We start from the raw sequence: 22,035 nt of genomic DNA on the forward strand, positions 1-22,035 counted from the left end.
GGAAATAAGAACCCCCGAGTAATTCGTTACTTGGGGGTGCTTTTTTAGCGATATGGCTACTTGGTTTTAACCAATACGCCCGCGGTGTCTTTCAATGAAGTTGCGGTTTTACGCCAGTTGGCTGATGCCCCTAACTTGGTGTCGTCGGGGGATTTACCGCCTGCAGTCATATCCCATTCATAACCGAGAATACCTAAGTTATAAGTCCATTCTGCTTGATAAACTGCTGCGATATTTTCACCGCCTAATTTCGGTTGCATTTCGCTATTGAAATCGTTGTTACCGTTTACCACGATCGCCCCTTCTTGCAAGCCTAGAGTGTTATAGGCTGAAGCGGTACTATCAACTAACGCAGGGCTATCCGTGACCACAAACAAGCGACCAAATGGATCGCGCATCACACTCACGTTGTCGTAAGTAAACAAACGTTCTGCGTTAGTTAAGGCATTGTCGTACAAGGTGTGTAAGGTGGTTGAATGAACAATCCACGCTTTTAATGCGCTGGAGCGGTCGCCAAATAATGCTGCCGCTTTGTTGAGCGTGCGGAAATTCGGGGCGTTTTTCTTGTCGTCTAACACTGCAGTAGTTTGCCCGCCAATCGCAGCAACGGCACCTAGAATTGCCGTGTTCAACATATCCGCTAAGCGCGCTTTTGCTAATTGCTGACCAATTTCAATGGCTGCCAATTCTGGGTTTTGCAATACCCAACGATATTGTTGCGGTTCATACTCAATCGGGTGCGTACCTGCAGCCACTTTTACTGCTACATTGAGTAATTGCTCTAGGCGTTTCGCTTGCACTGTACCACTGCCATAAGCATTACGACGACGCACTAAGCCTTGAATCGCTTTAAAGCTCGCACGAATATCAAAATCACCTTGTGTTGGCGCATTTTGCAATGTAATCACTCCGCCTGAAGCTTGATTGAATTTTCCAATATCCTGATCGACGGTTTCAGTTAACGCTAAATGCGTTTGTTTGTTGAAGACTTGTAAGTCAAAAGCCATAATAAGCTCCTATGTTATGGTGCGATTGCACCGTAAATAAAAAAGGTGCAATCTCTTGCACCCGATTATGAATGTTGTTGCATATACGCAATTTTTTCTGCGTCGGTTTTACATTCGGCTAAGGATTTAGGGGCATTGCTACCGCCTGTTCCCGCGCCAATACCTGAACCTGATGTACCTGATGGTTTTAAAATCGCATCTTTATTTGGATACGCACCGACTAACGCCTCTAATGCTTCCTCAAAATCGGCTTTTTCACCTGGGCGTGAGCGGCTGTAAATTTCATTGCCATCGGCGAACTTCGCCACCACTTTACCTTCATCTGAAATACTGAAATGCTTACCAAAGAAGGCTTGCACCACATCAGAAGGTAAATTTAAATGTTCTGCGGCATATTTAGAGCGAGCAAACGAACCACCAATTAGTTCTGCGTGCAATTGCGATTGCAGTTTTTCAGCTTGAGATTTGGATTCTGCCAGTTGTTCATCAAAGGTTTTACGCATTTCTGCTTTCACCTTTTCCACTTCGCCCGCATCAATCAACTTCTTATCATCGAGATTTTTCACCGTTTCCAAGGCTTTGATTGCTGCTTTCGGATCGTCAATCCCCGAAAATGCCGAGAGTTTTGCTTCCGCCTGCTCTTTGGCTTCACGGTGTTTTTTCGCCTCACTGTTAAGCTCTGCAATTTTGGCTGTGGCTTTTGTGGCATCAAACGGAATTTCCTTCCCGTCTTCGTGAACATACACAGGCATCCCGTTTTCAACAGCCACGTGCCCATTTTCATCAAGTTTTAATTTCATATTGGATTTCCTTCTAGTTAGTTAAGGTTGTGCCTTTTCCAAGGCGTAAAAAAACCGCATTAAGTGCGGTGAATTTGGGGTAATAAAAAACCCTGAACGCTATAAATGTTCAGGGTTTATTTATTCGTTAACAAATTTTCATCAATCATTAGATTCAAGTTAATTTGGATTTTATCTTCAAGTGATTTCATTTTCTGTTTAATATTCGGCTTTTTGCCCTTCCAACGATTTAAGCCTTTTCCGCAATAGCTTGCAAATTCTTCTTCCATTCGTTTATTCAGGCAAAGTCGCTGATATTCTTCCAAAAGTTGATAGCTTGATTTATTGGCTTGAGTAATGAGGTAGTCAAAGGCTTCAATAAATGCCACTTTCAACGCATCAGCTTTTCGTCCGTTAAAGCCCATGACAAGGAACATAAAGCCGTTTTTCGTGACTTCGTACATTGGTTTTTCACGATTCCATTTATCTTTATATGAGGTGAGCGAAAAATTTCGCCCACCAAATTTCTTAGGAACATTAAGATCACGCACTGCTTTCAATACATCTTTATGCGGTTTATTAAACACGCGTGCGATGGTTAATGTATCAGTAATAATTTTGTTACCTTTAACTTGGACAAATTGATTAAAGTTTTCAATTTTTTGTAAGTTCATCATTTTTCCCTTATTTTAGATATAAAAAAACCGCCTACATTGCTGTAAGCGGTTCAATATAATGTTTTATTAACTACGTCTAATGGCTTCAATCGCTTCTTCCACCGTTAAATTGTAATTATCAGTTACTCTACGGTAGAAATGAATAGCATTGGGATTTTCTCGAAGTGCTTTTATTTTACGAGCCTTTTCTTCTTCGGTCGGTTTGTAATTTTCAAGTTTCTTTTGAAACTCTTTTGCCTCTTTCAAAGAAGTTTTCATATCTTCCATCCATTCTTCAAAAGGCATTTGAAAAACCTCTTTCGCAATCCGTTTTTGCTCCTCTAAAGGTAAATCAAGCACTGACATTTATAATTCCCTCGCTTCAATTACGGTAACATTACCATTCATATAGCGATCTTTTATAAAGAACTTAGTTCTATCTTTAAATAAAACTTCTCGTTCATCAGGATAATATCCTTAAACATTTATCTAGAAACCTTTTTTAAAAGTAAATAATCACTTAAAATTTCTTTTGTTTGGTTTAATATCTTCAACTGTTCGTTTTGAGGTATTTCATCATCTATATATTCAAATAAATCTTCAAGTTTTCCTAAAAATTTGGAATCTTCCTTTGAAAGATTATCTGCTTGCTTATCTTCGATTTCAAAAATCCAATCAATAAATAAAGAAGTTATGATAAAAAACGTATGTTGAGAAGCATCAGTAAACATTTCTTGATAAAAGAAATTTTTATGCTCTAAGATAGTTTCAGGTAACAAAACATACAATGCTTCACGTTCAGTGTCTGTATTCGCTAAAAGAAATTTATTTAATACATCAAGAAAATTATTCATAAGGTTTCCAATTATCTAAATTAGGAGTTGTTTTTCTTTCAAAGGTGATTATTTGGTCATCTATATTTGACTGAATAATAGCAACTTTTCTTTCTTGATTAAACCGAACATACCGACCATTACGTTTATCAATGTAATTAATCGGTGTATTTTTCACAATTTGAATTGCTTCAACGACTGTTAATTTTGCTTTAACTAATCGTTCTCCTAAACGCCCTAAACCATGATGATCAATGATAATCCCTTCGTTAGCAAAATCATAGTAGATTTTTTCTGTTTTGGCTTTGAATTCCTCACTCCAATGAGCGCGCCTAATCACCCTAATTGCCTTTGGGATTTCTGCTTGGTCTTGCAAATCTAGCAACGTTAGAGGTCTACCACTCTGATCTAACATATCCGAGAACGTAATCACGCCACGTTCCCATAAATCCGCTTTACCTTTGCCTAGAACCTGCTCTTTCTCTTCAGCCGTTTTATTGTTGAGCCAACTCTCATAGTTAATCCGCTCATCTATCTGTCCATTCATTGAAGCACGGGTGCTAGTTGGCATTTCGTCCATTCCTTGCACGCCTAATTCCTCCCAGCTTTTCGTGACAAGCTGAAGAATGCTACGACAACGAGGGTGCAATGGTGGTCGTTTATAGGGAATGTTATGCCCGATTGGCTTTTTGTCCAAATCCCATCGTTTACCATCTCGCACTTGGCAAACTGTGGAAGTCCGCATATCCAACGTAGAAAGGTGCTCTTCACCTGAGAGAATATCTAAATTTGCATCGCGAAGTTCTTCGTGAGCAGTGTCTGCCACTTTTGCCACCGCCGTAATCACTAATGTTTCCGCATTGCGACGGCTAATGTTCATCAATTCTCGCACTTCTGTTGCCAGCTGTCCGTTTTGCTTTCCTTCTGCTACACCAGAACGGATAATTCCTTCAAACTTAAAGGCTAAATCCGCACGTTGCTTATTCCACCATGCCTCAAGTGGTTGCCCTTCAATCACGGCGACATTTTTAATCGCCTTAATCCGCTCTTTCGATACCGCATTAAACAAATCAAAACCGACTTCACCATTGTACAGTTGATTAATTTTACTTGCCTCAAGCCATAAAAAACCGCTTAACTCGTCTTGCGTGTAAGCGGTTGTTTCTTGATACGTTTTTGCGATTTCTGATTTCAATTCGGTGAGCAGTTTATCTAGTTTTTTAGCGGGTAAGGCTTCGACACCGATAGCACTGATGCGGTTAATCAGCGATTTTTGCAATGCATTTAACCGCTTGTACACCTGTTGTCGCAAGTGAGCATCATAGCGAAAATGCAAGATTTTGCGGTCAGTTAAAGCGTGGGCAATGCGTTGTCTAAGCGTTTGTTTCTGATGTTTCTTCGAGGTCAAAATACATTCCCTCCGATTGCAAGCGTTCTTGCTCTGTGCCCCATTCTAAGCCGTCGGCTAATAAGCCACGACGTTTGGCCTCGTCAAAGGTGGATTGATTCGAAATCACGCCAGCATTACGCAACTGAATCACACTTGCCATTGAAGCAGAAGGGTCGAGATCGTTTTCAATGTTGCCAGAAATCTGTACATTACCCACTTGCTCTTTAGCAATGCCAAGCCAATGTCCTGTATATTCCAAAGCTAAATCAATAGCATCTTCAAAGCGGTTTGCCAGTAAACGTAACTGGGAAATTTCTTTGCCTGCTTCATCACGGGCTTGGCTGTCAGTCATTGCTAAGGCGGTTTTAGTGAGCAACTTCGCCCCTGCGGTTTTCATTTGCTCTTCTAAATCTTTCAGGCTTTCAATACCTGAAGCAATTGCATGTCCTGAATGTTCGACAAATTGCATTGAGCTATCAACAGGTAAATGAATCGCGCTACCACCAATAGCAAGCTGTTTCACTTCATCATTGGAATAAATCGCTAACAACGGTACGCGAGTAATGTTAGTGATATTGTCCTGATCCGATTGAGACTGCCAGTGTTTTACATTCAAATACGCCAACTCCATTAAAGGCGGCTCAATGGCATTGGTGAGTTCGTTACGCTTTGTGATAAATGGCACGACAGGCACAAAATCAAGAGGTCGATTTTGGGCAGTGAGGAGCAATTCCGATTCAAGACGAAACTCGCCTTCCGCTTCGCTAAATTTCCGCACTTTACCGATTTCGTACACATAAACGCGTTTCACGGTTTTCACGCCAAATTCGCCATCCTCAACCTGTTCATTTACAACATAGCGGAATTGAGTAATCGCTTGTTTACCATTTACTCGTGCGGTTTTAATGCCCAGTACTTGATGCGGTTTAATATGTACCCAATAAGGTCGAGCATTCAATGACTTTTCTTCTGCTCGACTTTTTACAGCATCAACACGAGTAAAATCAATCAGAGCGAACGAGCAACCATAAGCCAATGCAGAATAAAACCACCGAGAGGCAAATACATCTAAATTATTGCCTGCTAAATCCACATCATCAAAAAGGGCTTGCACCGTTTCTGTTACATTAGCCACATCAATGGGATTAAAGAACACACGCCCTGTCATTTGGGAAAGCGTTTCCGACAAGGCGGGGTAAAGGGTCGAACGCTCAAGGCGTTTGCGGTAACTATCGGGCTCTTCCATTTCCATTTGGAAAAGGTAGGTTTGTGCGGCTTTTCGCATTGTTGCCGTGCCACCAAGTAAATCATCAATGATTTTGGATTTCTTATTTAATTCCACCATTTCAGCGGTGGGAAGATGAACTGACATAGTGAATCCTTAATAGAGTTTGAGGCTGGTTTGTTTAAAATCGCCTCGTTTCTTAATCAAAGGCGTTAAGGCATACCGCAATGCATCAATGTAATGGTTATTTGCATCGATAATCTGTGGTAACACATCACCTGACAAACGGTCTATTTTGTAGCTGTATAAGCGAAATTCATTGAGCGTCTCTTTGCAACGCGGGTGAATGTACACCTTGTTGTAAGACTTGATATGCTCAATACCATCTTCAACCGAGCCTTGCCATTTTTTCACGCCTTCAATTTGCGGCACACCGTGTCGTCTAAGGTAACTAATCGACTCTGGTCGAGCTGAATCAGCCCGCACTTTATGTTGAGCAAATTCAGGAATACGTTGTGTGATAAATTCTGCCGTTTCGTCCAACTCTAACCGCACTTTGCCCGCTTCATATTCAATATATAAATCATTGTTGAACACCCAGCATTTCACCGCAGCAGTCGGGTCGTTCGCAAAACCAAAGTCTAATCCGTAATACGGACCGTTGAAATCAGATTGCGGTGTAAACATCAGTTCTTTGAACTTATCGCGGAATATCTGTGCTTCAGATTGTTCGAGATAATCACCTTGCCAAATCCAACGATAAGTAGCATCATCGAGACGTTGTTTGTCCGCCAGACGTGTTTGCTCAAGCTCAGCAGGAAACCACGGATTGTCGTGGTAGTTCATTTCCACAATCTTACTGTTTTCAGGCTTATGCTGTCGAAATCGCTCATCAGTTGCCGAACCTCGTTTTTCAGGGTTCCACGTTACCCAAATTTCAGATTGATGCTCACGCACCGTTGGCTCTAATTTCTGCCACGCCATTTCGCTGACGGTTTCCGCTTCTTCTACCCACGCCAGCAAAATACGGGCTTTGGATTTAATGCTATCAAGGTTATGCCTTAATCCTGCAAAAACGTAAGAAATCCGACCGCTTCTGGTTTTAATAAATTTCTCACCAATAATAAAATGTGGCAACAGCCATTCTGTTGAGCGAATCGCCTGTTTTACCTCTTCAAGTGAAGATTCCTCCAATGAGTTCATAAACTCACGGGCGCATAAAATCACACCGCTATCGCCTGCCATATCTCGCTTATACGCCCAAACAGCCGTCATTAAAGCAAAGGTGCGTGTTTTGGCAGAGCCACGTCCACCATAAGCACCGCGATAACGGCATTCACCTTTGAATACATCAATCAATTTGGCAGGAATAGAAAGCTGCACTTTACTCACTGCTTACCCCGACAAGTTCGATAATAGTTGGCTGTAATGGTTTGCCTCCTGAAGTAATATCGACACCGTCTTTGAAGATACCCAAATGTTTACCAAGTAACTCCAACGCTTTATTTGCCGCAGAAGGTTCATACACAAACTGTGCTACATCATTGCCCACCACTTCACCATTTTCGCTTTTGCTTGGAATGGTGATAACCGTTGCTTTCTTGCCCATTGAAATATCTACATTTTCAATTAAGCGACGAATCACTTCGTCTTGGGTGATTTGTGTGCGGGTTGTGCGCTTGTTTTGGGCTTCCGCTATAGCTTCTTGTATGACAGGTTTTGAAAGGTTTTCAGTTGCGATTTGGCGAGCAGTTTCTTTACTATACCCAGCTCTAATTGCTGCTTGCGTTGCATTTAAGTCAATTAAGTATTCTTCGACAAATCGTTTCTGTTTATCTGTCATCTTTGATTTAACCACGACGTTTGACGTGGTTTTACCTTTCACGTCTCGCTTCATGTAAAACCTTTTATTTTCTATTTTGCTATAAATAATGTAATATATATGCTACAAATAAATAAGGTGAGTACTGCTCACCTTATAAATTATTAAACTATATTCTCAATATGAGATTATTTAACATTAACCACTTCAACCACATCTAACGAGCTAACGTCATCAGCGTAAAAACTACCGTCGGCATTATGCCAGTGTGTGAATGGTGGTTCTTCCGTATGCGTACGCTCAACCAGCAACCACTTACCAAACTGTGTTTCATACACCACATCGCATAGTTGACCATTACGCAGCTTAACTACATCACCTTTATTCAATTCCATCTTTACCACCTAAAGTAATAGGCTTACCCACATATATAGGGTAAGCGGGATTATAATACGGGTCATCTCTATACTTAATACTAAGCATAAAAAAGCAAATCTCATCAGCAATATTTAAAACCCACTGAGGGATAAAATTCGCAGTCTGAATTATTGGCGCTTCGCTATCTATATTGCCAATATAAATAGGGATACCCCACAACTTGCCGTAGTGAGTGTATCCCTCGTTTAACAATTTCTTTTTTGATTTAGGTAGTAACATGTTATTTGCTCAATTCTTCTTTCTGCCATTCGCGGATTTTGTCAATCCGATGTAGGCACATATCACGCTCACGCTTTAGGATTACCGCATACTGTGTCACATCGCCATAAGTACGACCATTAAAAGAAGTTTTGTCTAAGTGAGCTATATAAGCCACGGGTAACACAGGGCAATGTACAACTTGCGGGTTACTTGCGCAGGAAGTTAATAAGACTGTTAGGAGCAGCGGTATTAAATACACTACTTTGCTTTTCAGCTTTCGGGATAGAATTAAGGACTTCATTTTGTTCCTCTCTTGATGCGTTTTCAGCTTTAGAAAGCTCTAACGTGATACGTTGATTCTCAGCAATATCAGCTTTTAATTGGATGATTGATTCTGATTGCTGCTGAATGGTCTGAGCTTGTTGCTTTGTGGTTATGTTCAACTCATCTATAACACTTGATTGGTAACGCAATACACCAAACAAAACCACTACAACAGTCCCTAACGCTATGTAAATGTACTTAGTCATTATCAGTTACCATTAATGTGCGATAGAGCTTGCAACGCTCATCAATGCCGTTTAGCCCACCATTAATTCTTCGCGTGACTTTCTCTACAGAATTAAGTTCAGCCAATTCACAGCATTGCCAATACCAAATAGCAGTTTTAACAGATAAATCTAAATTGCTTGCCACATCTTCTGGCTCAATGTCTCTACCTAACCATTTTCTAAATGCGGCATAATTATCCTTACCTGTAATCTGAATCAGTCCACGACCACGATACTTCCAGCCATCTCCACTTTTCTCATCGCCATTACCTAAACGATTAGCATAAACACGATTAGCAATAAGTTCAGGCTTACGCTCATATTTCTTCGCTGCAAGTGAGTCTGGGAAATATTTACGAAAAGTTTTAGAAAGCCCAAGCCAAGAATAATTTAGATTTTCTTTAAATTTTGTAAATCCGCCACTTTCGTGTCCACATTGCGCTAGAAACATCGCTTGCTGCATCTTAGTTACACAACCTGCTTTTTCTATCTGTGCTGAAATAGCTTGATAAACACCTTTAACTGCGTGCGGAAAAATTTTATTGAATGTCACTTCGGAAATCATCATTGTCATCTTTTTCAATTCTCCGATTAATGAATTTAAATAAGAATTCGCGAATTTTCTCAGTACCAATAAAACCAATCATCGTGCCAAGAAATGAGGAATATTCGCTATGCCCAAAAATATGAGTGCAGATAGGCACTGCTACGCCAGCAATAGATGCACACATAGCCGCATCAATTAAAACATAACGAATAGCTGGCTTTTTACGCATAAACCCAAATCTTAAAAGAGAAATAAATAACGCCCAAAAAGCACTCTGTGCTGAGCTAGAACTAAGATTTGTTTGCAACCAAGACCATATTAACGCCCACACATCAGGCTCTTTAATTGGCATATATTTTCTCCCACCTGTTTTTTAGGCAATAAAAAAAGCCCACGTATTAACGTGAGCTTGTGATAGATGGCCTTACCCCGTGCGATTTCTCGCGCAATAAAGTCTAACAAGGTAAGGAGCTATTACTGTAAACAAAAAGCCCCGACCGTTTCCGATCAGGGCTGTAAAATTCTTTCTTGCGTTTGCTATGCGCTAAAACCGTAACCTACCGAATATAGTACACTTTCACTTGCAAGTAATCAAGTGTTTTTATAAAAAAGTAGAGGAAAATTTGGAGAATGTAAAGCATGAAAATTATATTTTATTGTGAACTGTACTTGACACCCTATGGGAATTATCTAAAATAACGTCAAAGCAATCGATAAGGATTAACAATGACAATCCAAATCAAAACTACTCTTACATTTGATTCGTGGCTAAGTAAACTAAAAAACTTACGTGCCAAAGCAAAAATAAACGCTCGAATTAAACGCTTACAGTTCGGCAATTTTGGTGACATCAAAAGCGTGAATGATGGGATTTTTGAATTACGGATTGATGAAGGTCAAGGTTATCGAATTTATCTTAAAAACCAGAATGGCGTATTAGTGATTTTACTTTGTGGCGGAGATAAATCCACACAAGAAAAAGATATTAAACAAGCAAAACTTCTCACACAGGAGCTAGGATTATGACTGAACAATTAAAAGACTTTGATGTGGCAGAACACCTCACTTCTGAAGAAGAAATTCAACTTTACCTTAATGAAATTCTACAAGAAGACAATATTGAGCTTATCTTATCCGCCCTTGGCGACATAGCTCGTGCGCGTAACATGAGCCAAATCGCTCGTGATGCAGGGATAAGCCGAGAAGGTCTCTATAAAGCCTTATCTGGCACTGGTAATCCTACTTTTGCTACTGTAATGAAAGTAATGAAAGCCCTAAATTTACAATTCCAAGTGCAACAATCTCGATTCGCCTAAAAGAAATGCGGTCAAAATCGACCGCACTTCCCTACCCCAAAAACATAAATTTAATCTTCGCCCCAGTAAATGCACCTTTTAGGAATCTTACACCCCTAGCACGCTCACGATACATATGCGCAGGGGAAATATGAAGTGCGGTACAAATATCTCGCTCTTTCGCTTGTTGAACGTATAGTGCCATTAAGATTTGGTATTGCAGCAAACTATCCTCGTGAAGATTCATTATCTGCTCCTCAATTTTCAAGCATTCGTCATCCGTTAAGAATCGAATGTGAGCCTTGCGCACGGTAGGTAAAACAGGAATAGAAATTGTGGTGCTTGGGTATTCTGTGCCAATTCTGTCTCTACCCCAGCAATTACCCCACTTTTCCAACACTCTCTCAACGCTATACGACATTCTACTCTCCTTCCAGCTCTTTAATTTTTGCCTTGTAATACTTAATAATCGCCTTGCAATCTTCAATGGTGTATTTCTTTTGCTCGTGGTCTTGGCGTTCTAACCAAGCCACCTTATCCGCACCGATTTTATTGACGAGATTTATTCGATATTCGATGATGTTTCCGCTCTTATGGTCATTACAGGGTGCGCATTGTTTATGTACGTTGAGCTCGCAAAATCTTAATTCAGGGCATGCTCCCACACTCCGATAATGCCCAGCGTGATATTGTCCTTGATGATACCGACCGCAACTGATACAAGGCTGGTCTTTATCCCTTAAACGGATAAATTTATTAAATACTGATTGCGCCTCTTTTAGCCATTCTGAACGACTTTTTAATTTAGCCTTACGTTCCCTTTGCTTTTTCTTTTCTGCTCGTTCTTGTGCTTTTTGCACATTATCTCGTGCTAATTTAATCGCACATTCAGGCGAGCACACTTTCTGTGTTGAGCTAAAGGTTTTTATAAACGCTTTGCCGCAGACCTTGCATTTATACTCTTTCGCCATTAGCCAAACACCATATTAAAAATTAACCAAACTGCCACAATCCAAAGCACGATTTTTAACTCTAGAATCTCGTCATCATTTAATTTCATTTTCACCCTTTACTTTGTGTGTATGTTTGTGTATAATTTATCGTGATTAAGACGACAAGGAGGAAGCATGCGATCCAGCGACTTAATCAAGGAACTTAAAAATGCAGGTTGTACTTTTGTCAGGCACGGTAAAGGCGATCATCAAATCTGGCAATCGCCCATCACAGGGAAGACGTTCCCCGTACCACACCCAAAACAACACGTACCCATCGGCACATTAAGATCCATTAAAAAATCGGCAGGGCTTCTATAGCTCTGCCGAGCTAACCCATAAGGAGCGACTATGTTATTTACCATCGGCATTGAAACCCCAACAAACGAAAATGAAGCCTACGGCATTACTGTGCCAGCATTATTTACTGAAGAATATTCCTGCTTTAGTGCCGCTGATACCCTTGAAGAAATCCCAACGCAGGTAACTGATGCCATTCATTCCATCTTAGAAATGATGTTTGAAGACGGCTTAGATATCAACGAACTTCAAGACAAAGGCTATCGTCACTACCAAACGCAAGAAGATTTCAACTATTGCGATACTTGGTTGTTACTTGATGTAGATATTTCCGCATATCAAGGCAAACGCCACCGTATTAATATCAGCTTGCCTGAATACCTTATCAAACGCATTGATAGCCGTGTCGCAAGCAACCCCATTTACAAAGACCGCAGCCACTTTTTAGCAGTTGCTTCGCAAAAAGAGCTACGGCAATAATTACCCAAAAAACGCATACAACTGATTTAACGTATTTTCATCGGTTGTATCGTTAAAAATATGCTTGATTGCTGCACTAATTAACGCCTTGTAACAGCTTTCAAACTCCGCTTGCTCCATGTTTCCATAACTCAAGGATTGCGCCTCAATCCGCAAATCCCCTTTAATGTTATATGTAGATTCGTAAAACCCCGCCAATACCGTTAGATGCTTGCGAAAGGTGTCAAATTGCTTGCGTTCATCAAAATGTTCCCATTCTGTTTTATCTGCAGCCCAATGGTTAAAACAGAACTTAAAAAAAGCGAATACCTTACGATGAAAAGCGGGATTACGTGTACGGATGATTTCAATTTCATACTGCTCGCCATTTTTTAATGATTTCAATTCTTCTGATTCCAGCTCATCAAGTGGTGCAAGCACACCGCCTTGTAACTTAATCACCTGAATTTTTAATCGCCCTTCAGTTCGTTTCCCGTGCGCCTTTTTAATATCATCAACACTACAAGCCATTAACCTATTTCTCCATGCGGATATACCCACCAACCTTTTTCATCATTGGAATAATCATTCCCGATACTCCACACCACGTGCCCACGCATACGCATCTTCATAGGTTTTAAAGCGTTTTCGCACGCGAGAAATCTGCACCATTTCACCATTAACACGTTGCAGCACCCGCACATCTCCACGAAAGCAATCGTGCCGTTTATGTTTAATACCGTGGCGAAAGCCTTTTGTTGATCCGTCGTGATACGCGCTACGGTGAATATAAAAATCTTTCATCATTTGCCCCAGCCAAATAAAAATCGATTTGATTTTTTCTCTTCCTGAATCAATGCACAGACTTCATCGCAGAATTTTTCAAATTCTTCACGTGGCCAGCCTTCTAAATCAAATACCAAACGGCTAAATTGAACTTGAGTTCTCACTTGCTCTTTTAATTGAGCTTGCGACATCAACTCTAATTTCATTGGATCGATTTTTTCTTTCGGTGGTTCGGGTGGCGATATCGTGTCCCATTTATCAGAATCAATTAGCCATTCATCAGCGTTAATTATTTTATTCGTGGCACAGTCATACAACTCACGGTATGTCTTGTTGTTCGACTTAGTTTTATCAACCACCAAGAAAAGCACCGAAATAGGCGTATCTTCAAAAGCGTTTTGAATCAAATTCAACTCGACTAATTGATTCCCAATAACTTCACGGAGTGTTTTTTCGGTGTTTCGATAGGCAATACCTGGAAACATAATGAAAAACCCAAAACGATACGCATTGGCTAATCCTTTCAGCATAAAAACATCATCAAGCACACCTGATTTTTTCCACGGAAAATCCGCTTGAATAGCCGCTTTTTCTTCTTCGGCAAGTTCTTTAAATTTAAGTGAGAATGGTGGATTCATCACTACACAATCACTTTTTGGCTCACTTTGATACAAGAAAAAACTCGTATTATGAATCTCAGCATCTGGATAATTATTGGCTAATGCTGCGCATGATTCCGATTGAATTTCTACTGCAATAAACTTACTTGGTTGAATAAATTGCTCAAGCTGTCCGCTGCCTGCTGCACCATCAAAAACACTTGGATTTTTACCTAAGTATTTCTCGACTTTCCCAGCCAAATATCGACGCAAAGATTCCCCCGTGATGTACTCAGCAAACTTATTCGCTTTCTTGCGATTATTATGTTCTTCAAAACTCATTTTTTATACTCCACACCTAAATCTTCTAACCCAAAATAACCGCAAGATTTTGTTCGATTTACTGCGCTGTATTTACTTACCTGCGGAAACGGTATCGGCTCAATTAAGTTACCGTTACAGCGAAAACGATCGTCATCCCATTCGCTACTCGATATAAAATAATCTGGCGTATAAAAATCCTCTAATTCCGCACCGCACTTCGGGCATTTGTAGCTTGTCATTGCAACGCCCCTTTCATCGTTGCCATCAAGCTATCGCGCGCCTTATCAGCTTTCGCTTTATCGTAAAAACTTGGTTTTACTGGAATCATCTTTGGAATATCCTCAAAAGGAAAATTCGACCGCACTTTTTCTGCCGCTTCTGTGAGTAATTTCGGAATAGCTTTCAACGTGTCCTCTTCCGATTTTTTCTTGCACTTTTCGTACAGATTTTTAAGCAACCAAAATTCCACTTTTGAACGATATTGAAATTCATTCCGATTGAATCGGGCATAGCCTAAGAAAGTGTTATAACGTTGGTATAATTCCACTTCGTTCGGTAAACCCAGTGCGTGATAGTCGTAGGCTTTGCACCAATAAACAAACAACCCTACGCTAGGTAAAAATTTATCAAGCGATTTTTCCGCTTCACAAATCCCGTTCTCCAACTGAGGTCTCGTAATTTTTTCTCGTGCCAACACACGCAACCAAGTTTTTTTAGCAGAGAGATAATCCGCTTCGGTTTCAAAGGCTGCACGCCAACCAGGAAAAATTGATTTAAGCTCGTTAAAGAGCCAGTTAATCGTCTCTTCCGCACGCTGTGCTCGTTCTCGCGGGAGCGTGTTAATTTGGTTTTCTGTTATGGAATTTGCCATTGCGTACCGTCCACTGTGAAATTCATTCCTGCAGACCAGCCTGTCTGCGTATCGTCAAATTTGGGTTTGTTGGGGTGTGATTGCCCTAAGTGCGGTAAATTTGGTCGCAGTTTCTCATCACGCCAATCCCACGATGCGTTAAATCCCTGCCAGTTGCGTTCGATGCAAATTTCCACCGCTTCACAAATCGAAATCCCAGCCTTGTCCGCCTGTTTTTGCAGACGGTTTAGCTGTGTTTGATTAATTACGCCCTTTTTGGCTTTGCGGTGTGCGATAAAATCTTTCGCCAGTTGTTCTGTTATGCCAAACCGCTCAAGCAAAATTTCGGATTCGCTTTTTTGCGTAGTTTTTTTAGGTTCATTGACTGGTTCTAAAGAGTGACTGGTTCTGGGTGAAATATTTTCACTACCCCCTGGTGCAAAATTTTCACTACCTAGTGAAATATTTTCACTACCCAGTGCAAAATTTTCACTACCTTGTTCAAGGTGTAAAAAGTATAAATTTGAGATGGAACCATCTTTATTTTTACGTTCTTTTTTGCTTACTAATCCCATTTTGATTAAATATTCAATGTGATTGATTGCACTACGTCGGGTCATCTCGCATTTATCGGCAATGTATTGATAACTTGGGAAACAAATTCCATCATCATTGGCATTATCAGCGAGTTTTAAAAGCACAAGTTTTCTAGCAGGATTACCAACTTTACAATTCATTGCTTGAACCATTAATCGCATACTCATAGCATCAACTCCGAAGCATAACGTGACGCAATAAATTCAATGCCTTTGCTTGTTACACGTGTCTGAGTGTAATTGTGACCGTGTTCGGCAGTACCTGTTTTAACCGTAAAAAGATCTTTGGTGTGCGCTGATTGATAAGGCAAAAGCACGCCCGATTGACGATACAAATATTTATCTTCCACCAAGCGATTGACTAATGCGCGCTCAGGCATTTTTAAAATCTTCGCCGTCTCACGAAATGATTTACTCGTCCCTACTTCCACATAGTGATCAACAAAAGCGACTTTAGGCGCATTACGCTCTTTTTCTGCTTGTAACTGAGCGGCTAACATCAACGCCTCAGAAAAAGATTGCGGAATAAGTGCGGTTGGTTTTTGGTTTAACTCACCTTTCACCGCCTTATCAAAAGTTTCATAAACTTTTACTTCAAATTCAGGGCTAATCCAGGCTGCATATTTGTAAACGATTTTCTCGTTTGCATAGCAACCTTGATTCATTCCGCCGTTGATGATTTCTAAAGCAGAATGCATATTTGCATTGTGGCTATCCAATACTTGAACAAAGTCTTTTGTGCCTTTTAATCGTAAGAATTGACTCGGTGCATGAATCGGATTTCCACCACTTGCACGATGTAAATCATTTAAGCAAAACCGCCCTTGTTCATCTTGGCGAATTTGTGTATCATAAAGCTGTATTTGATTTTGCATAAAATCTCCATAGTTGAACCACGGTTGCCGCCGTGGTTTTTTATTGCCGTTTATTTAGCGAGATCACGCACTCGATTGAGTGTTGTGTTGTTGCTAAATGCTTGTTTAATAATTTGCGGATCGTGTCTTCTTCATCGCTTGTGATTTCACCGTCTGCCAGCGCTTTTTCTAACGCCTCAAACAACAATCCACGCGCGGACAGTTCACGCAGTTGCAAGGTTGAGATTTCTACCGAGTCCAATTCGCTCGCTACTGGTGCCGGTACAAAATGGCCACCAGCACTTCGGCAAAGCTCCTCGATAAAATCAGTACAGCCATACTCAAGCTGCAATGCGATCAATTCTTCGTTTTTAAAACGTTGACCTTTTGTGTGATACAAGCGGTTATTCAGCTCAGCCTCTGAAAATCCGAGAAACCCTGCAACCGCACTTTTGCCGCCAGGTATCTTCTCAATCATTTCCATAATGACTTTCTTCATTGCCATAATTTTTGCCTTGTTTTTATGGTTTTCTTTTTTCGTGGAAGATTTAGACTTTTTTCAAGTCTTTTGAATAAAGATCCGAATCGACTTTTAACTTACCCTTAGTTAAGTATTGCAATTTATATGCATTTTTTTCAGGGATTACCTTTCCCCATTGGGAAATAGCGGCTGGACTAATATTCAAAACTCTGGCAAGTTTTCTAGAGTTGCCAAAGAATTTAATAACATCATCTTTAAACATAAGATTCCTTAAATGTAATTTAAGATTACTTTAAATCTTATCATTAAAGGAATTTTAATGCAATAAAGGTTAAGATTGCTTAATAAACAAGGAGTAATTAATGAACAATGAAACAATTGGAGAGCGCATTAAGCGTAGAAGAACAGAGTTAAAACTGACACAAAAAGAGTTAGCTAATGCAATTAAAGGTGTCTCAAATGTGGCAATATCCCAATGGGAATCAGATACCACAAAGCCAAATTCTGAAAATATCTTAGACTTATCAACCGTATTGCAATGTGATATTAGCTGGTTATTGCGTGGTAATGGGCAGTCAAATGTATTACCAGCAAGCATTGGTGGAAGTAAAATCCCCTTAATTAGCTATGTTCAAGCAGGAAAATGGTCTGGAATATCATATCTTAAAGAAAGTTGTGGTGATTTTAATTATGTCTTTACAGATCTTGATGTTTCTGAAAATGCTTTTGCGCTTTCTATAATTGGGGATTCTATGGAGCCTGAATTTAAAGAGGAAGATGTCATTATTATTGATCCACAGGTGCAACCTGTTGCAGGAGAATTTGTCGTTGCAGTTAATGGAGATTATGAAGCAACCTTTAAAAAATATCGCCCCCTAGAAATAGATGAATATGGTCGAACTCAATTTGAATTAATTCCTTTAAATTCAGATTACCCTAAAATGTCTAGCTTAAAGCAACAAATATCAATTATAGGAACGATGGTGGAGCATCGAATTTACAGAAGAAAGAGATAAGTTATGGGTAAGGGGATGATTGAAAAAATGAAAACATTGAGTTTAACTTCTAATAGACAAAGAAAAGATTCAACGATAAAAGTTATAAAGAAACGAAAAATTCCTAAAATATTATTGAATGAAATAAATGAATATGCCCCACCAATTCAAGAAGAAATAATAATCCCTAAAGAGATAAAAGATAAAACGCTCACTAAGATAAAAAGAATATATATAAAATCATTTCGCGGGCTAAAGGAAATTGACTTATCTATTGCGGATAACATTACATTAATCGCTGGCAGAAATGGAACTTGTAAATCCACAATACTAGGGATTATTGCACAATGTTTTTCTTTTAATAAAGATTACTCTCAAGTAGATGATCAAGGAAAATTCTTAAATATTCCCTATAAAACATTAACAGGGAAAAAGTTTATATCCTATGCAACGGAACATTTTAGATTATCTGAAAAGTATGATCTTACAGGCACAATGGATATTAACATTGAAGTCTATGATGCAATTAATCAGCTTTATCTAGATAAATTACAGTTACGCCTAACTCAAGAGACGAATAAAAATGGGCAGCTGGTCCCACGTTCTAGACTTAGAAATAACCAAGATACTGACAGAGCGGTAACTCACCCAGTAATTTATCTTGGATTGAAAAGAATGTTTCCTATTTCAGAAAGAAAATATGAAGAAAAAGAAAATGAAAAATTTATTCAGGACAACATCAAAGATTTTTTGAAAGATAATAACAATATACTTGCCAAAAGATCTTCTCAAGTAACTACAACCTTGGGTATAGTAAATTCTATTGTCGCTCATTCTGACAGTTATGATCATCAATCGGTATCAGTGGGAGAAGATAACATTGGCCAGATATTGCAAGCAATTTACTCGTTTAAGAAATTAAAACAGGACATGGGAGATAATTATAAAGGGGGGATTATTTTAATTGATGAACTAGATTCAGCTCTTTTCTGCGCGGTACAAATTAGACTACTTAACTTACTAGAAAAGTACTCGAAAGAACTGCAATTACAGGTAATTATTACATCTCATTCCATTGAGATAATGGAGCGACTTTACAAATCAAGTAAAAGGAAAGAGCAAGAAAATAATTTCAAGGTTCATTATCTAACAAATGCGTATGGAAGAATAAAACTGCTTTCAGATATAGATAAAATGAAAGCGGATATAAAAGACTGCATTCCAGATGAATATCTTTCATCGCCAAAAGGCATAAATGTTTATACCGAAGATCAAGAGGCAAGAGATTTTTTACATAAATTATGTAATGATAGTACCATTAAAAAACAACTTAATATACTTGACGAAATATATATAGGATGTAAAAACTACAAACAATTTATCAAATATAATATTCCAGAGTTTACGAAAAAATCACTTATTATTCTTGATGGAGATAATCGCACAGATGAAGATCTCATCAACAATACAAATGTAGTATGCTTGCCAACAGAACTCCCCCCCGATCAGTTACTATTCGAGTACTTACTAAATAAAGATGAAGAAGATTCGTTTTGGGAAATGAATGAAATACCCAAATCAACGATCATCTCATTGCAGACTTCATTAGATATCACAATGAGATTAGATATTGATACAGGGGAAAAATTTGATTTAGTTCAAGTCATTAATGAATATAGAGAATCCGATGTAGTAAAAGAAAAGCCTCCGCTTAGAAAGCTATTTAAGAAATGGTATCAATCTCCAGAAATCCAGCATCTTATCAAAAATAAGTCACTATACGAAAACTGGCTGCAAAATAATCCACAATATGTGACATCCTTTCTGAATTCTCTCCAAACCGCACTTCAATACACTCAAAAATACGCATAAATCAAAGCCACAAAGTGGCTTTTTGTCCATGTAATTAAGTTCACTTAAATGAAATAATAAAAAATCTTAAATTTTTGTTGCTTATTAGTTTAAGATAACTTAAAATCAATGTCATCAAAACGAGATACACAATCTCGATGCTCTTTAAAAATTGTGATGAAAAAAGCCCCTTTCGGAGCTTTATGGTTAAGTGAGGATTTCAACCTGAGTTGATTGATTTGTAGATTTAACCAAATCAATAGCGTGTAAGCAATCAGTGTAGTTTTTATAGCCTTCCCCGCTATCTGCAATGATTTTACCGTTATCCGCTTTTAGACGCCATCGCCATTCAATGCGAGAGTCCACATAAGTTTCAAATTTCATAAGGGGTTCCTCAATGAAAAAGTATTTATTCCATTATTACTTCCAAGGCGCCAAATGGGCATGCGATGTTTACGCAAATAACCCGGAAGAAGCCAAAGAAAAAATAAAGGCAATGTCCCAAGCAATATATGACGGCGAATTAAAATGTGAAATACAAATTCCAGAAAATCCGCTTTCAAAAATAGCAAGGTTGATTGCAATAATAACTAAAAATATTCGTTAAGTAAGTGACTATCATCACAATTTTAGACAATTTGGATAAAAAAACACACTCGTGAAATGCCATTTGTGAAAATCGCCAGTTGCAGATTAAAAGCCCTGCACCAATGAGTGTGAGATATTGCGGTAATGACAAACGAAGCCAGTCGGTGGGAAAAGCTAAACGCAATATCACATTTCAAAACACATTTGCTAGTACAGAGACACAACGGCATGTGAAACCGTTGCGAATGATAGATGAAGTGTGTTTTGAAATGGCAAAACCACTACAACACTTATTTAAATAGGAGAAATAAAAATGGCAAAAACAAACGTACACGAGTTTCTTGAAGAGCTTGACGCTGGGATCTTTGAAAATAAACTCGCCACAGCTCTTTCAGAGGTTGCATTAGGTGTTTTAAATAATGACAAGCAAGGCACAGTGAAGGTTGAGTTTACATTAAAGAGAATGGATAGCGATAATCCATCTGTTCAAATTCAACACAAGCTAAGCTATATCAAACCTACAAAACGCGGGAAATCTTCCGAAGAGGATACTACTGCGACACCAATGTACGTACATAAAGGTGGTGCACTTTATGCAACGCCTGAAAAACCAGAGCCAACACCAAATGGCACTTTAAAAATTGTAAAAGCAGCATAGGAGCTTTAAATGAACGAAAATTTACAACAACTTAAAGAACTTGTTTTATCTAGTGTTCACGTAGGAAAAAGCGATTATCCAATCGCTATCCTGCCAAGTGATATGAAAATCCATTCATTGGAATCACAAAATCAATTCCGCAATCAATTTCGTGCCGTATTTTCAACATATAACTTTGATAGTTTTACTGCTTATGCCGCACAGTATCAGCAAGAAAATGCTCAATGTTTTATTGATGAAAAAAATCTTGGTGCAGAAATTGTCTTTGATATTGGCTCTCTCAAACAACCGCTTCACGCCAATCATCGCGCACTTTTAAATATGGAAAAAACGTCGGCATTTAAAGCACTATGTGATTTCCAAGGTAAAAAATGTGATCAGCGTGAATTTTCTGAATGGCTTGAAGATTGGCGCGATTTCATCACTGCTTACAGTGAGGATGATGAATTAATGTCATTCACTTCAGCAATTCAAGCGGTGCGTAAAATTACTTTAGATTATGCTAGAAATGAAGAACACGAAGTTGGGGAGTTTGCTGCATCACGTTCAGCGATGGAAAGTGTAGAAGCGAAAAGCAAGTTACAACTACCGAAATATTTTGTGTTTAACACGCACACATACAAGGGCTTAGATAGCCAAGCATTTACGCTTCGCTTATCAATCCTTACGGGTGGTGATAAGCCAATGCTAGTAGCTCGTTTGATTAAAGCAGAACAAATCCAAGAATCTATTGCGCAAGAATTTGCGGATAAGCTCACGCTTGCTTTAAAAGAAACAAGCATTTCAGTCAGTGTTGGCACAATGCAAATCTAAACTAAGCTTGAGCCTTGCAAGCATAAAGAAAGGCACCCTATCTAGACAAAATCAGCAAAGACTGATTGCACTACTCCACTGACCGCCTGAAAAGTGCGGTCTTTTTTTAAACATTTGACACCGCCCCCACTTCGGATTAAGATAC

36 protein-coding genes are annotated in these 22,035 nt (G+C 39.1%); 9 read left to right on the forward strand and 27 right to left on the reverse strand.

Annotation, left to right across the window (positions count from 1 at the left end; translation table 11 throughout):
• Positions 1–56: 56 nt before the first annotated feature.
• From AC6H0A_RS05085 to AC6H0A_RS05155, 15 genes are all read right to left on the reverse strand, one after another.
• Positions 57–1,007, reverse strand: coding sequence for a major capsid protein (locus AC6H0A_RS05085; protein ID WP_179230992.1), 951 nt, complete (start codon positions 1,005–1,007; stop codon positions 57–59).
• Positions 1,008–1,072: 65 nt separating this feature from the next.
• A complete protein-coding gene (locus tag AC6H0A_RS05090; RefSeq protein WP_005643806.1) occupies positions 1,073–1,807 on the reverse strand; it encodes a DUF6651 domain-containing protein in 735 nt (244 codons plus the stop codon).
• A 116-nt stretch (positions 1,808–1,923) separates the two neighbouring features.
• Positions 1,924–2,460: a Rha family transcriptional regulator gene (locus tag AC6H0A_RS05095; RefSeq protein ID WP_497512529.1), complete on the reverse strand. Its 537-nt coding sequence runs from the start codon at positions 2,458–2,460 to the stop codon at positions 1,924–1,926.
• 69 nt (positions 2,461–2,529) lie between these two features.
• On the reverse strand, positions 2,530–2,808 hold the full coding sequence (locus tag AC6H0A_RS05100; protein ID WP_044233319.1) for a hypothetical protein: 279 nt from the start codon (positions 2,806–2,808) through the stop codon (positions 2,530–2,532).
• Between the two features lie 119 nt (positions 2,809–2,927).
• Complete coding sequence (locus AC6H0A_RS05105; protein ID WP_044233320.1) at positions 2,928–3,296, reverse strand: hypothetical protein; 369 nt, start codon at positions 3,294–3,296, stop codon at positions 2,928–2,930.
• A complete protein-coding gene (locus AC6H0A_RS05110) occupies positions 3,289–4,683 on the reverse strand; it encodes a minor capsid protein (RefSeq protein WP_005643810.1) in 1,395 nt (464 codons plus the stop codon). The genes AC6H0A_RS05105 and AC6H0A_RS05110 overlap by 8 nt, the downstream gene beginning before the upstream one ends.
• Complete coding sequence (locus AC6H0A_RS05115) at positions 4,649–6,037, reverse strand: DUF4055 domain-containing protein (protein ID WP_005643811.1); 1,389 nt, start codon at positions 6,035–6,037, stop codon at positions 4,649–4,651. The genes AC6H0A_RS05110 and AC6H0A_RS05115 overlap by 35 nt, the downstream gene beginning before the upstream one ends.
• 9 nt (positions 6,038–6,046) lie before the next feature.
• The gene (locus AC6H0A_RS05120) at positions 6,047–7,282 is read right to left on the reverse strand and encodes a PBSX family phage terminase large subunit (protein ID WP_005643813.1); all 1,236 of its coding nucleotides are present in this window, start codon (positions 7,280–7,282) and stop codon (positions 6,047–6,049) included.
• On the reverse strand, positions 7,275–7,787 hold the full coding sequence (locus tag AC6H0A_RS05125) for a terminase small subunit (protein WP_005643815.1): 513 nt from the start codon (positions 7,785–7,787) through the stop codon (positions 7,275–7,277). The genes AC6H0A_RS05120 and AC6H0A_RS05125 overlap by 8 nt, the downstream gene beginning before the upstream one ends.
• Before the next feature lie 113 nt (positions 7,788–7,900).
• Complete coding sequence (locus tag AC6H0A_RS05130; RefSeq protein ID WP_044233321.1) at positions 7,901–8,107, reverse strand: hypothetical protein; 207 nt, start codon at positions 8,105–8,107, stop codon at positions 7,901–7,903.
• Positions 8,094–8,369 (reverse strand): hypothetical protein, encoded by a 276-nt coding sequence (locus AC6H0A_RS05135; protein ID WP_005643817.1) that lies wholly within the window; start codon positions 8,367–8,369, stop codon positions 8,094–8,096. The genes AC6H0A_RS05130 and AC6H0A_RS05135 overlap by 14 nt, the downstream gene beginning before the upstream one ends.
• 1 nt (position 8,370) lies before the next feature.
• A complete protein-coding gene (gene lysC / locus AC6H0A_RS05140) occupies positions 8,371–8,652 on the reverse strand; it encodes an Rz1-like lysis system protein LysC (RefSeq protein ID WP_167351479.1) in 282 nt (93 codons plus the stop codon).
• Positions 8,558–8,881: a DUF2570 family protein gene (locus tag AC6H0A_RS05145; RefSeq protein WP_005643819.1), complete on the reverse strand. Its 324-nt coding sequence runs from the start codon at positions 8,879–8,881 to the stop codon at positions 8,558–8,560. Before AC6H0A_RS05145 ends, lysC begins: the two co-directional genes overlap by 95 nt.
• Positions 8,874–9,476 (reverse strand): glycoside hydrolase family 19 protein, encoded by a 603-nt coding sequence (locus AC6H0A_RS05150; RefSeq protein ID WP_179231061.1) that lies wholly within the window; start codon positions 9,474–9,476, stop codon positions 8,874–8,876. Before AC6H0A_RS05150 ends, AC6H0A_RS05145 begins: the two co-directional genes overlap by 8 nt.
• A complete protein-coding gene (locus tag AC6H0A_RS05155) occupies positions 9,442–9,801 on the reverse strand; it encodes a phage holin, lambda family (protein WP_005643387.1) in 360 nt (119 codons plus the stop codon). The genes AC6H0A_RS05150 and AC6H0A_RS05155 overlap by 35 nt, the downstream gene beginning before the upstream one ends.
• Positions 9,802–10,175: 374 nt before the next feature.
• On the opposite strand from AC6H0A_RS05155, the gene AC6H0A_RS05160 reads away from it, so the two are divergent.
• Positions 10,176–10,475 (forward strand): type II toxin-antitoxin system RelE/ParE family toxin, encoded by a 300-nt coding sequence (locus AC6H0A_RS05160; RefSeq protein WP_005643894.1) that lies wholly within the window; start codon positions 10,176–10,178, stop codon positions 10,473–10,475.
• Positions 10,472–10,765, forward strand: a complete 294-nt coding sequence (locus AC6H0A_RS05165; RefSeq protein WP_005643896.1) for an addiction module antidote protein — start codon at positions 10,472–10,474, stop codon at positions 10,763–10,765. The genes AC6H0A_RS05160 and AC6H0A_RS05165 overlap by 4 nt, the downstream gene beginning before the upstream one ends.
• Positions 10,766–10,796: 31 nt before the next feature.
• Here AC6H0A_RS05165 and AC6H0A_RS05170 read toward each other — a convergent pair whose 3' ends face one another.
• Together AC6H0A_RS05170 and AC6H0A_RS05175 are read right to left on the reverse strand one after the other, a co-directional pair.
• The gene (locus AC6H0A_RS05170) at positions 10,797–11,165 is read right to left on the reverse strand and encodes an antiterminator Q family protein (RefSeq protein ID WP_005643898.1); all 369 of its coding nucleotides are present in this window, start codon (positions 11,163–11,165) and stop codon (positions 10,797–10,799) included.
• A 1-nt stretch (position 11,166) separates the two neighbouring features.
• A complete protein-coding gene (locus tag AC6H0A_RS05175) occupies positions 11,167–11,715 on the reverse strand; it encodes a recombination protein NinG (RefSeq protein WP_005643900.1) in 549 nt (182 codons plus the stop codon).
• A 156-nt stretch (positions 11,716–11,871) separates the two neighbouring features.
• On the opposite strand from AC6H0A_RS05175, the gene AC6H0A_RS05180 reads away from it, so the two are divergent.
• Both AC6H0A_RS05180 and AC6H0A_RS05185 read left to right on the forward strand, forming a co-directional pair.
• Positions 11,872–12,057, forward strand: a complete 186-nt coding sequence (locus AC6H0A_RS05180; RefSeq protein WP_085012525.1) for a type II toxin-antitoxin system HicA family toxin — start codon at positions 11,872–11,874, stop codon at positions 12,055–12,057.
• Between the two features lie 30 nt (positions 12,058–12,087).
• Positions 12,088–12,516, forward strand: a complete 429-nt coding sequence (locus AC6H0A_RS05185; protein WP_105899288.1) for a type II toxin-antitoxin system HicB family antitoxin — start codon at positions 12,088–12,090, stop codon at positions 12,514–12,516.
• Here the strand turns inward: AC6H0A_RS05185 and AC6H0A_RS05190 are convergent, their stop codons facing one another.
• Genes AC6H0A_RS05190 through AC6H0A_RS05230 form a run of 9 tightly spaced genes read right to left on the reverse strand, consistent with a single transcriptional unit; the run spans position 12,517 to position 17,247 of the window.
• Positions 12,517–13,026, reverse strand: a complete 510-nt coding sequence (locus tag AC6H0A_RS05190; protein ID WP_044233275.1) for a DUF1367 family protein — start codon at positions 13,024–13,026, stop codon at positions 12,517–12,519.
• A gap of 54 nt (positions 13,027–13,080) precedes the next feature.
• Positions 13,081–13,299, reverse strand: a complete 219-nt coding sequence (locus AC6H0A_RS05195) for a hypothetical protein (RefSeq protein WP_044233278.1) — start codon at positions 13,297–13,299, stop codon at positions 13,081–13,083.
• Complete coding sequence (locus AC6H0A_RS05200) at positions 13,299–14,222, reverse strand: N-6 DNA methylase (protein ID WP_005643260.1); 924 nt, start codon at positions 14,220–14,222, stop codon at positions 13,299–13,301. Before AC6H0A_RS05200 ends, AC6H0A_RS05195 begins: the two co-directional genes overlap by 1 nt.
• The gene (locus AC6H0A_RS05205) at positions 14,219–14,443 is read right to left on the reverse strand and encodes a hypothetical protein (RefSeq protein ID WP_005643258.1); all 225 of its coding nucleotides are present in this window, start codon (positions 14,441–14,443) and stop codon (positions 14,219–14,221) included. Before AC6H0A_RS05205 ends, AC6H0A_RS05200 begins: the two co-directional genes overlap by 4 nt.
• Complete coding sequence (locus AC6H0A_RS05210; protein WP_179231058.1) at positions 14,440–15,075, reverse strand: replication protein P; 636 nt, start codon at positions 15,073–15,075, stop codon at positions 14,440–14,442. The genes AC6H0A_RS05205 and AC6H0A_RS05210 overlap by 4 nt, the downstream gene beginning before the upstream one ends.
• Entirely contained in the window at positions 15,060–15,818 is a 759-nt protein-coding gene (locus AC6H0A_RS05215) for a helix-turn-helix domain-containing protein (protein WP_070047028.1), read from the reverse strand. Before AC6H0A_RS05215 ends, AC6H0A_RS05210 begins: the two co-directional genes overlap by 16 nt.
• Positions 15,815–16,525, reverse strand: coding sequence for a phage antirepressor KilAC domain-containing protein (locus AC6H0A_RS05220; RefSeq protein ID WP_005643253.1), 711 nt, complete (start codon positions 16,523–16,525; stop codon positions 15,815–15,817). The genes AC6H0A_RS05215 and AC6H0A_RS05220 overlap by 4 nt, the downstream gene beginning before the upstream one ends.
• Before the next feature lie 40 nt (positions 16,526–16,565).
• A complete protein-coding gene (locus tag AC6H0A_RS05225) occupies positions 16,566–17,009 on the reverse strand; it encodes a YmfL family putative regulatory protein (RefSeq protein ID WP_005643251.1) in 444 nt (147 codons plus the stop codon).
• A gap of 43 nt (positions 17,010–17,052) precedes the next feature.
• On the reverse strand, positions 17,053–17,247 hold the full coding sequence (locus AC6H0A_RS05230; protein WP_005643249.1) for a Cro/CI family transcriptional regulator: 195 nt from the start codon (positions 17,245–17,247) through the stop codon (positions 17,053–17,055).
• 100 nt (positions 17,248–17,347) lie between these two features.
• On the opposite strand from AC6H0A_RS05230, the gene AC6H0A_RS05235 reads away from it, so the two are divergent.
• Both AC6H0A_RS05235 and AC6H0A_RS05240 read left to right on the forward strand, forming a co-directional pair.
• Positions 17,348–18,001 (forward strand): LexA family protein, encoded by a 654-nt coding sequence (locus tag AC6H0A_RS05235; RefSeq protein ID WP_005643248.1) that lies wholly within the window; start codon positions 17,348–17,350, stop codon positions 17,999–18,001.
• A 3-nt stretch (positions 18,002–18,004) separates the two neighbouring features.
• Positions 18,005–19,852, forward strand: a complete 1,848-nt coding sequence (locus AC6H0A_RS05240) for an AAA family ATPase (RefSeq protein WP_005643246.1) — start codon at positions 18,005–18,007, stop codon at positions 19,850–19,852.
• 186 nt (positions 19,853–20,038) lie between these two features.
• On the opposite strand, the gene AC6H0A_RS05245 is transcribed toward AC6H0A_RS05240, so the two are convergent.
• The gene (locus AC6H0A_RS05245) at positions 20,039–20,215 is read right to left on the reverse strand and encodes a YegP family protein (protein WP_005643244.1); all 177 of its coding nucleotides are present in this window, start codon (positions 20,213–20,215) and stop codon (positions 20,039–20,041) included.
• Positions 20,216–20,228: 13 nt separating this feature from the next.
• On the opposite strand from AC6H0A_RS05245, the gene AC6H0A_RS05250 reads away from it, so the two are divergent.
• The 3 genes from AC6H0A_RS05250 (at position 20,229) to AC6H0A_RS05260 (ending at position 21,890) form a co-directional block, all read left to right on the forward strand.
• Positions 20,229–20,438 (forward strand): hypothetical protein, encoded by a 210-nt coding sequence (locus AC6H0A_RS05250; RefSeq protein WP_005643242.1) that lies wholly within the window; start codon positions 20,229–20,231, stop codon positions 20,436–20,438.
• Positions 20,439–20,732: 294 nt separating this feature from the next.
• Positions 20,733–21,077, forward strand: a complete 345-nt coding sequence (locus tag AC6H0A_RS05255) for a YfdP family phage-associated protein (protein WP_005643240.1) — start codon at positions 20,733–20,735, stop codon at positions 21,075–21,077.
• Between the two features lie 9 nt (positions 21,078–21,086).
• Positions 21,087–21,890, forward strand: coding sequence for a DUF2303 family protein (locus tag AC6H0A_RS05260; RefSeq protein ID WP_005641709.1), 804 nt, complete (start codon positions 21,087–21,089; stop codon positions 21,888–21,890).
• Positions 21,891–22,035: the final 145 nt, after the last annotated feature.

The organism is Haemophilus sp. THUN1692 (assembly GCF_059704395.1).

Coding starts and splice junctions, on each gene's coding strand:
- AC6H0A_RS05175 (WP_005643900.1), bottom strand. CDS start 11,715: ATGGCGAAAGAGTATAAATGCAAGGTCTGCGGCAAAGCGTTTATAAAA.
- AC6H0A_RS05105 (WP_044233320.1), bottom strand. CDS start 3,296: ATGAATAATTTTCTTGATGTATTAAATAAATTTCTTTTAGCGAATACA.
- AC6H0A_RS05165 (WP_005643896.1), top strand. CDS start 10,472: ATGACTGAACAATTAAAAGACTTTGATGTGGCAGAACACCTCACTTCT.
- AC6H0A_RS05230 (WP_005643249.1), bottom strand. CDS start 17,247: ATGTTTAAAGATGATGTTATTAAATTCTTTGGCAACTCTAGAAAACTT.
- AC6H0A_RS05255 (WP_005643240.1), top strand. CDS start 20,733: ATGGCAAAAACAAACGTACACGAGTTTCTTGAAGAGCTTGACGCTGGG.
- AC6H0A_RS05085 (WP_179230992.1), bottom strand. CDS start 1,007: ATGGCTTTTGACTTACAAGTCTTCAACAAACAAACGCATTTAGCGTTA.
- lysC (WP_167351479.1), bottom strand. CDS start 8,652: ATGAAGTCCTTAATTCTATCCCGAAAGCTGAAAAGCAAAGTAGTGTAT.
- AC6H0A_RS05200 (WP_005643260.1), bottom strand. CDS start 14,222: ATGAGTTTTGAAGAACATAATAATCGCAAGAAAGCGAATAAGTTTGCT.
- AC6H0A_RS05090 (WP_005643806.1), bottom strand. CDS start 1,807: ATGAAATTAAAACTTGATGAAAATGGGCACGTGGCTGTTGAAAACGGG.
- AC6H0A_RS05100 (WP_044233319.1), bottom strand. CDS start 2,808: ATGTCAGTGCTTGATTTACCTTTAGAGGAGCAAAAACGGATTGCGAAA.
- AC6H0A_RS05245 (WP_005643244.1), bottom strand. CDS start 20,215: ATGAAATTTGAAACTTATGTGGACTCTCGCATTGAATGGCGATGGCGT.
- AC6H0A_RS05125 (WP_005643815.1), bottom strand. CDS start 7,787: ATGAAGCGAGACGTGAAAGGTAAAACCACGTCAAACGTCGTGGTTAAA.
- AC6H0A_RS05155 (WP_005643387.1), bottom strand. CDS start 9,801: ATGCCAATTAAAGAGCCTGATGTGTGGGCGTTAATATGGTCTTGGTTG.
- AC6H0A_RS05135 (WP_005643817.1), bottom strand. CDS start 8,369: ATGTTACTACCTAAATCAAAAAAGAAATTGTTAAACGAGGGATACACT.
- AC6H0A_RS05130 (WP_044233321.1), bottom strand. CDS start 8,107: ATGGAATTGAATAAAGGTGATGTAGTTAAGCTGCGTAATGGTCAACTA.
- AC6H0A_RS05260 (WP_005641709.1), top strand. CDS start 21,087: ATGAACGAAAATTTACAACAACTTAAAGAACTTGTTTTATCTAGTGTT.
- AC6H0A_RS05160 (WP_005643894.1), top strand. CDS start 10,176: ATGACAATCCAAATCAAAACTACTCTTACATTTGATTCGTGGCTAAGT.
- AC6H0A_RS05150 (WP_179231061.1), bottom strand. CDS start 9,476: ATGACAATGATGATTTCCGAAGTGACATTCAATAAAATTTTTCCGCAC.
- AC6H0A_RS05240 (WP_005643246.1), top strand. CDS start 18,005: ATGGGTAAGGGGATGATTGAAAAAATGAAAACATTGAGTTTAACTTCT.
- AC6H0A_RS05170 (WP_005643898.1), bottom strand. CDS start 11,165: ATGTCGTATAGCGTTGAGAGAGTGTTGGAAAAGTGGGGTAATTGCTGG.
- AC6H0A_RS05190 (WP_044233275.1), bottom strand. CDS start 13,026: ATGGCTTGTAGTGTTGATGATATTAAAAAGGCGCACGGGAAACGAACT.
- AC6H0A_RS05250 (WP_005643242.1), top strand. CDS start 20,229: ATGAAAAAGTATTTATTCCATTATTACTTCCAAGGCGCCAAATGGGCA.
- AC6H0A_RS05115 (WP_005643811.1), bottom strand. CDS start 6,037: ATGTCAGTTCATCTTCCCACCGCTGAAATGGTGGAATTAAATAAGAAA.
- AC6H0A_RS05225 (WP_005643251.1), bottom strand. CDS start 17,009: ATGGCAATGAAGAAAGTCATTATGGAAATGATTGAGAAGATACCTGGC.
- AC6H0A_RS05185 (WP_105899288.1), top strand. CDS start 12,088: ATGTTATTTACCATCGGCATTGAAACCCCAACAAACGAAAATGAAGCC.
- AC6H0A_RS05195 (WP_044233278.1), bottom strand. CDS start 13,299: ATGAAAGATTTTTATATTCACCGTAGCGCGTATCACGACGGATCAACA.
- AC6H0A_RS05145 (WP_005643819.1), bottom strand. CDS start 8,881: ATGACTAAGTACATTTACATAGCGTTAGGGACTGTTGTAGTGGTTTTG.
- AC6H0A_RS05205 (WP_005643258.1), bottom strand. CDS start 14,443: ATGACAAGCTACAAATGCCCGAAGTGCGGTGCGGAATTAGAGGATTTT.
- AC6H0A_RS05215 (WP_070047028.1), bottom strand. CDS start 15,818: ATGAGTATGCGATTAATGGTTCAAGCAATGAATTGTAAAGTTGGTAAT.
- AC6H0A_RS05210 (WP_179231058.1), bottom strand. CDS start 15,075: ATGGCAAATTCCATAACAGAAAACCAAATTAACACGCTCCCGCGAGAA.
- AC6H0A_RS05220 (WP_005643253.1), bottom strand. CDS start 16,525: ATGCAAAATCAAATACAGCTTTATGATACACAAATTCGCCAAGATGAA.
- AC6H0A_RS05180 (WP_085012525.1), top strand. CDS start 11,872: ATGCGATCCAGCGACTTAATCAAGGAACTTAAAAATGCAGGTTGTACT.
- AC6H0A_RS05235 (WP_005643248.1), top strand. CDS start 17,348: ATGAACAATGAAACAATTGGAGAGCGCATTAAGCGTAGAAGAACAGAG.
- AC6H0A_RS05095 (WP_497512529.1), bottom strand. CDS start 2,460: ATGAACTTACAAAAAATTGAAAACTTTAATCAATTTGTCCAAGTTAAA.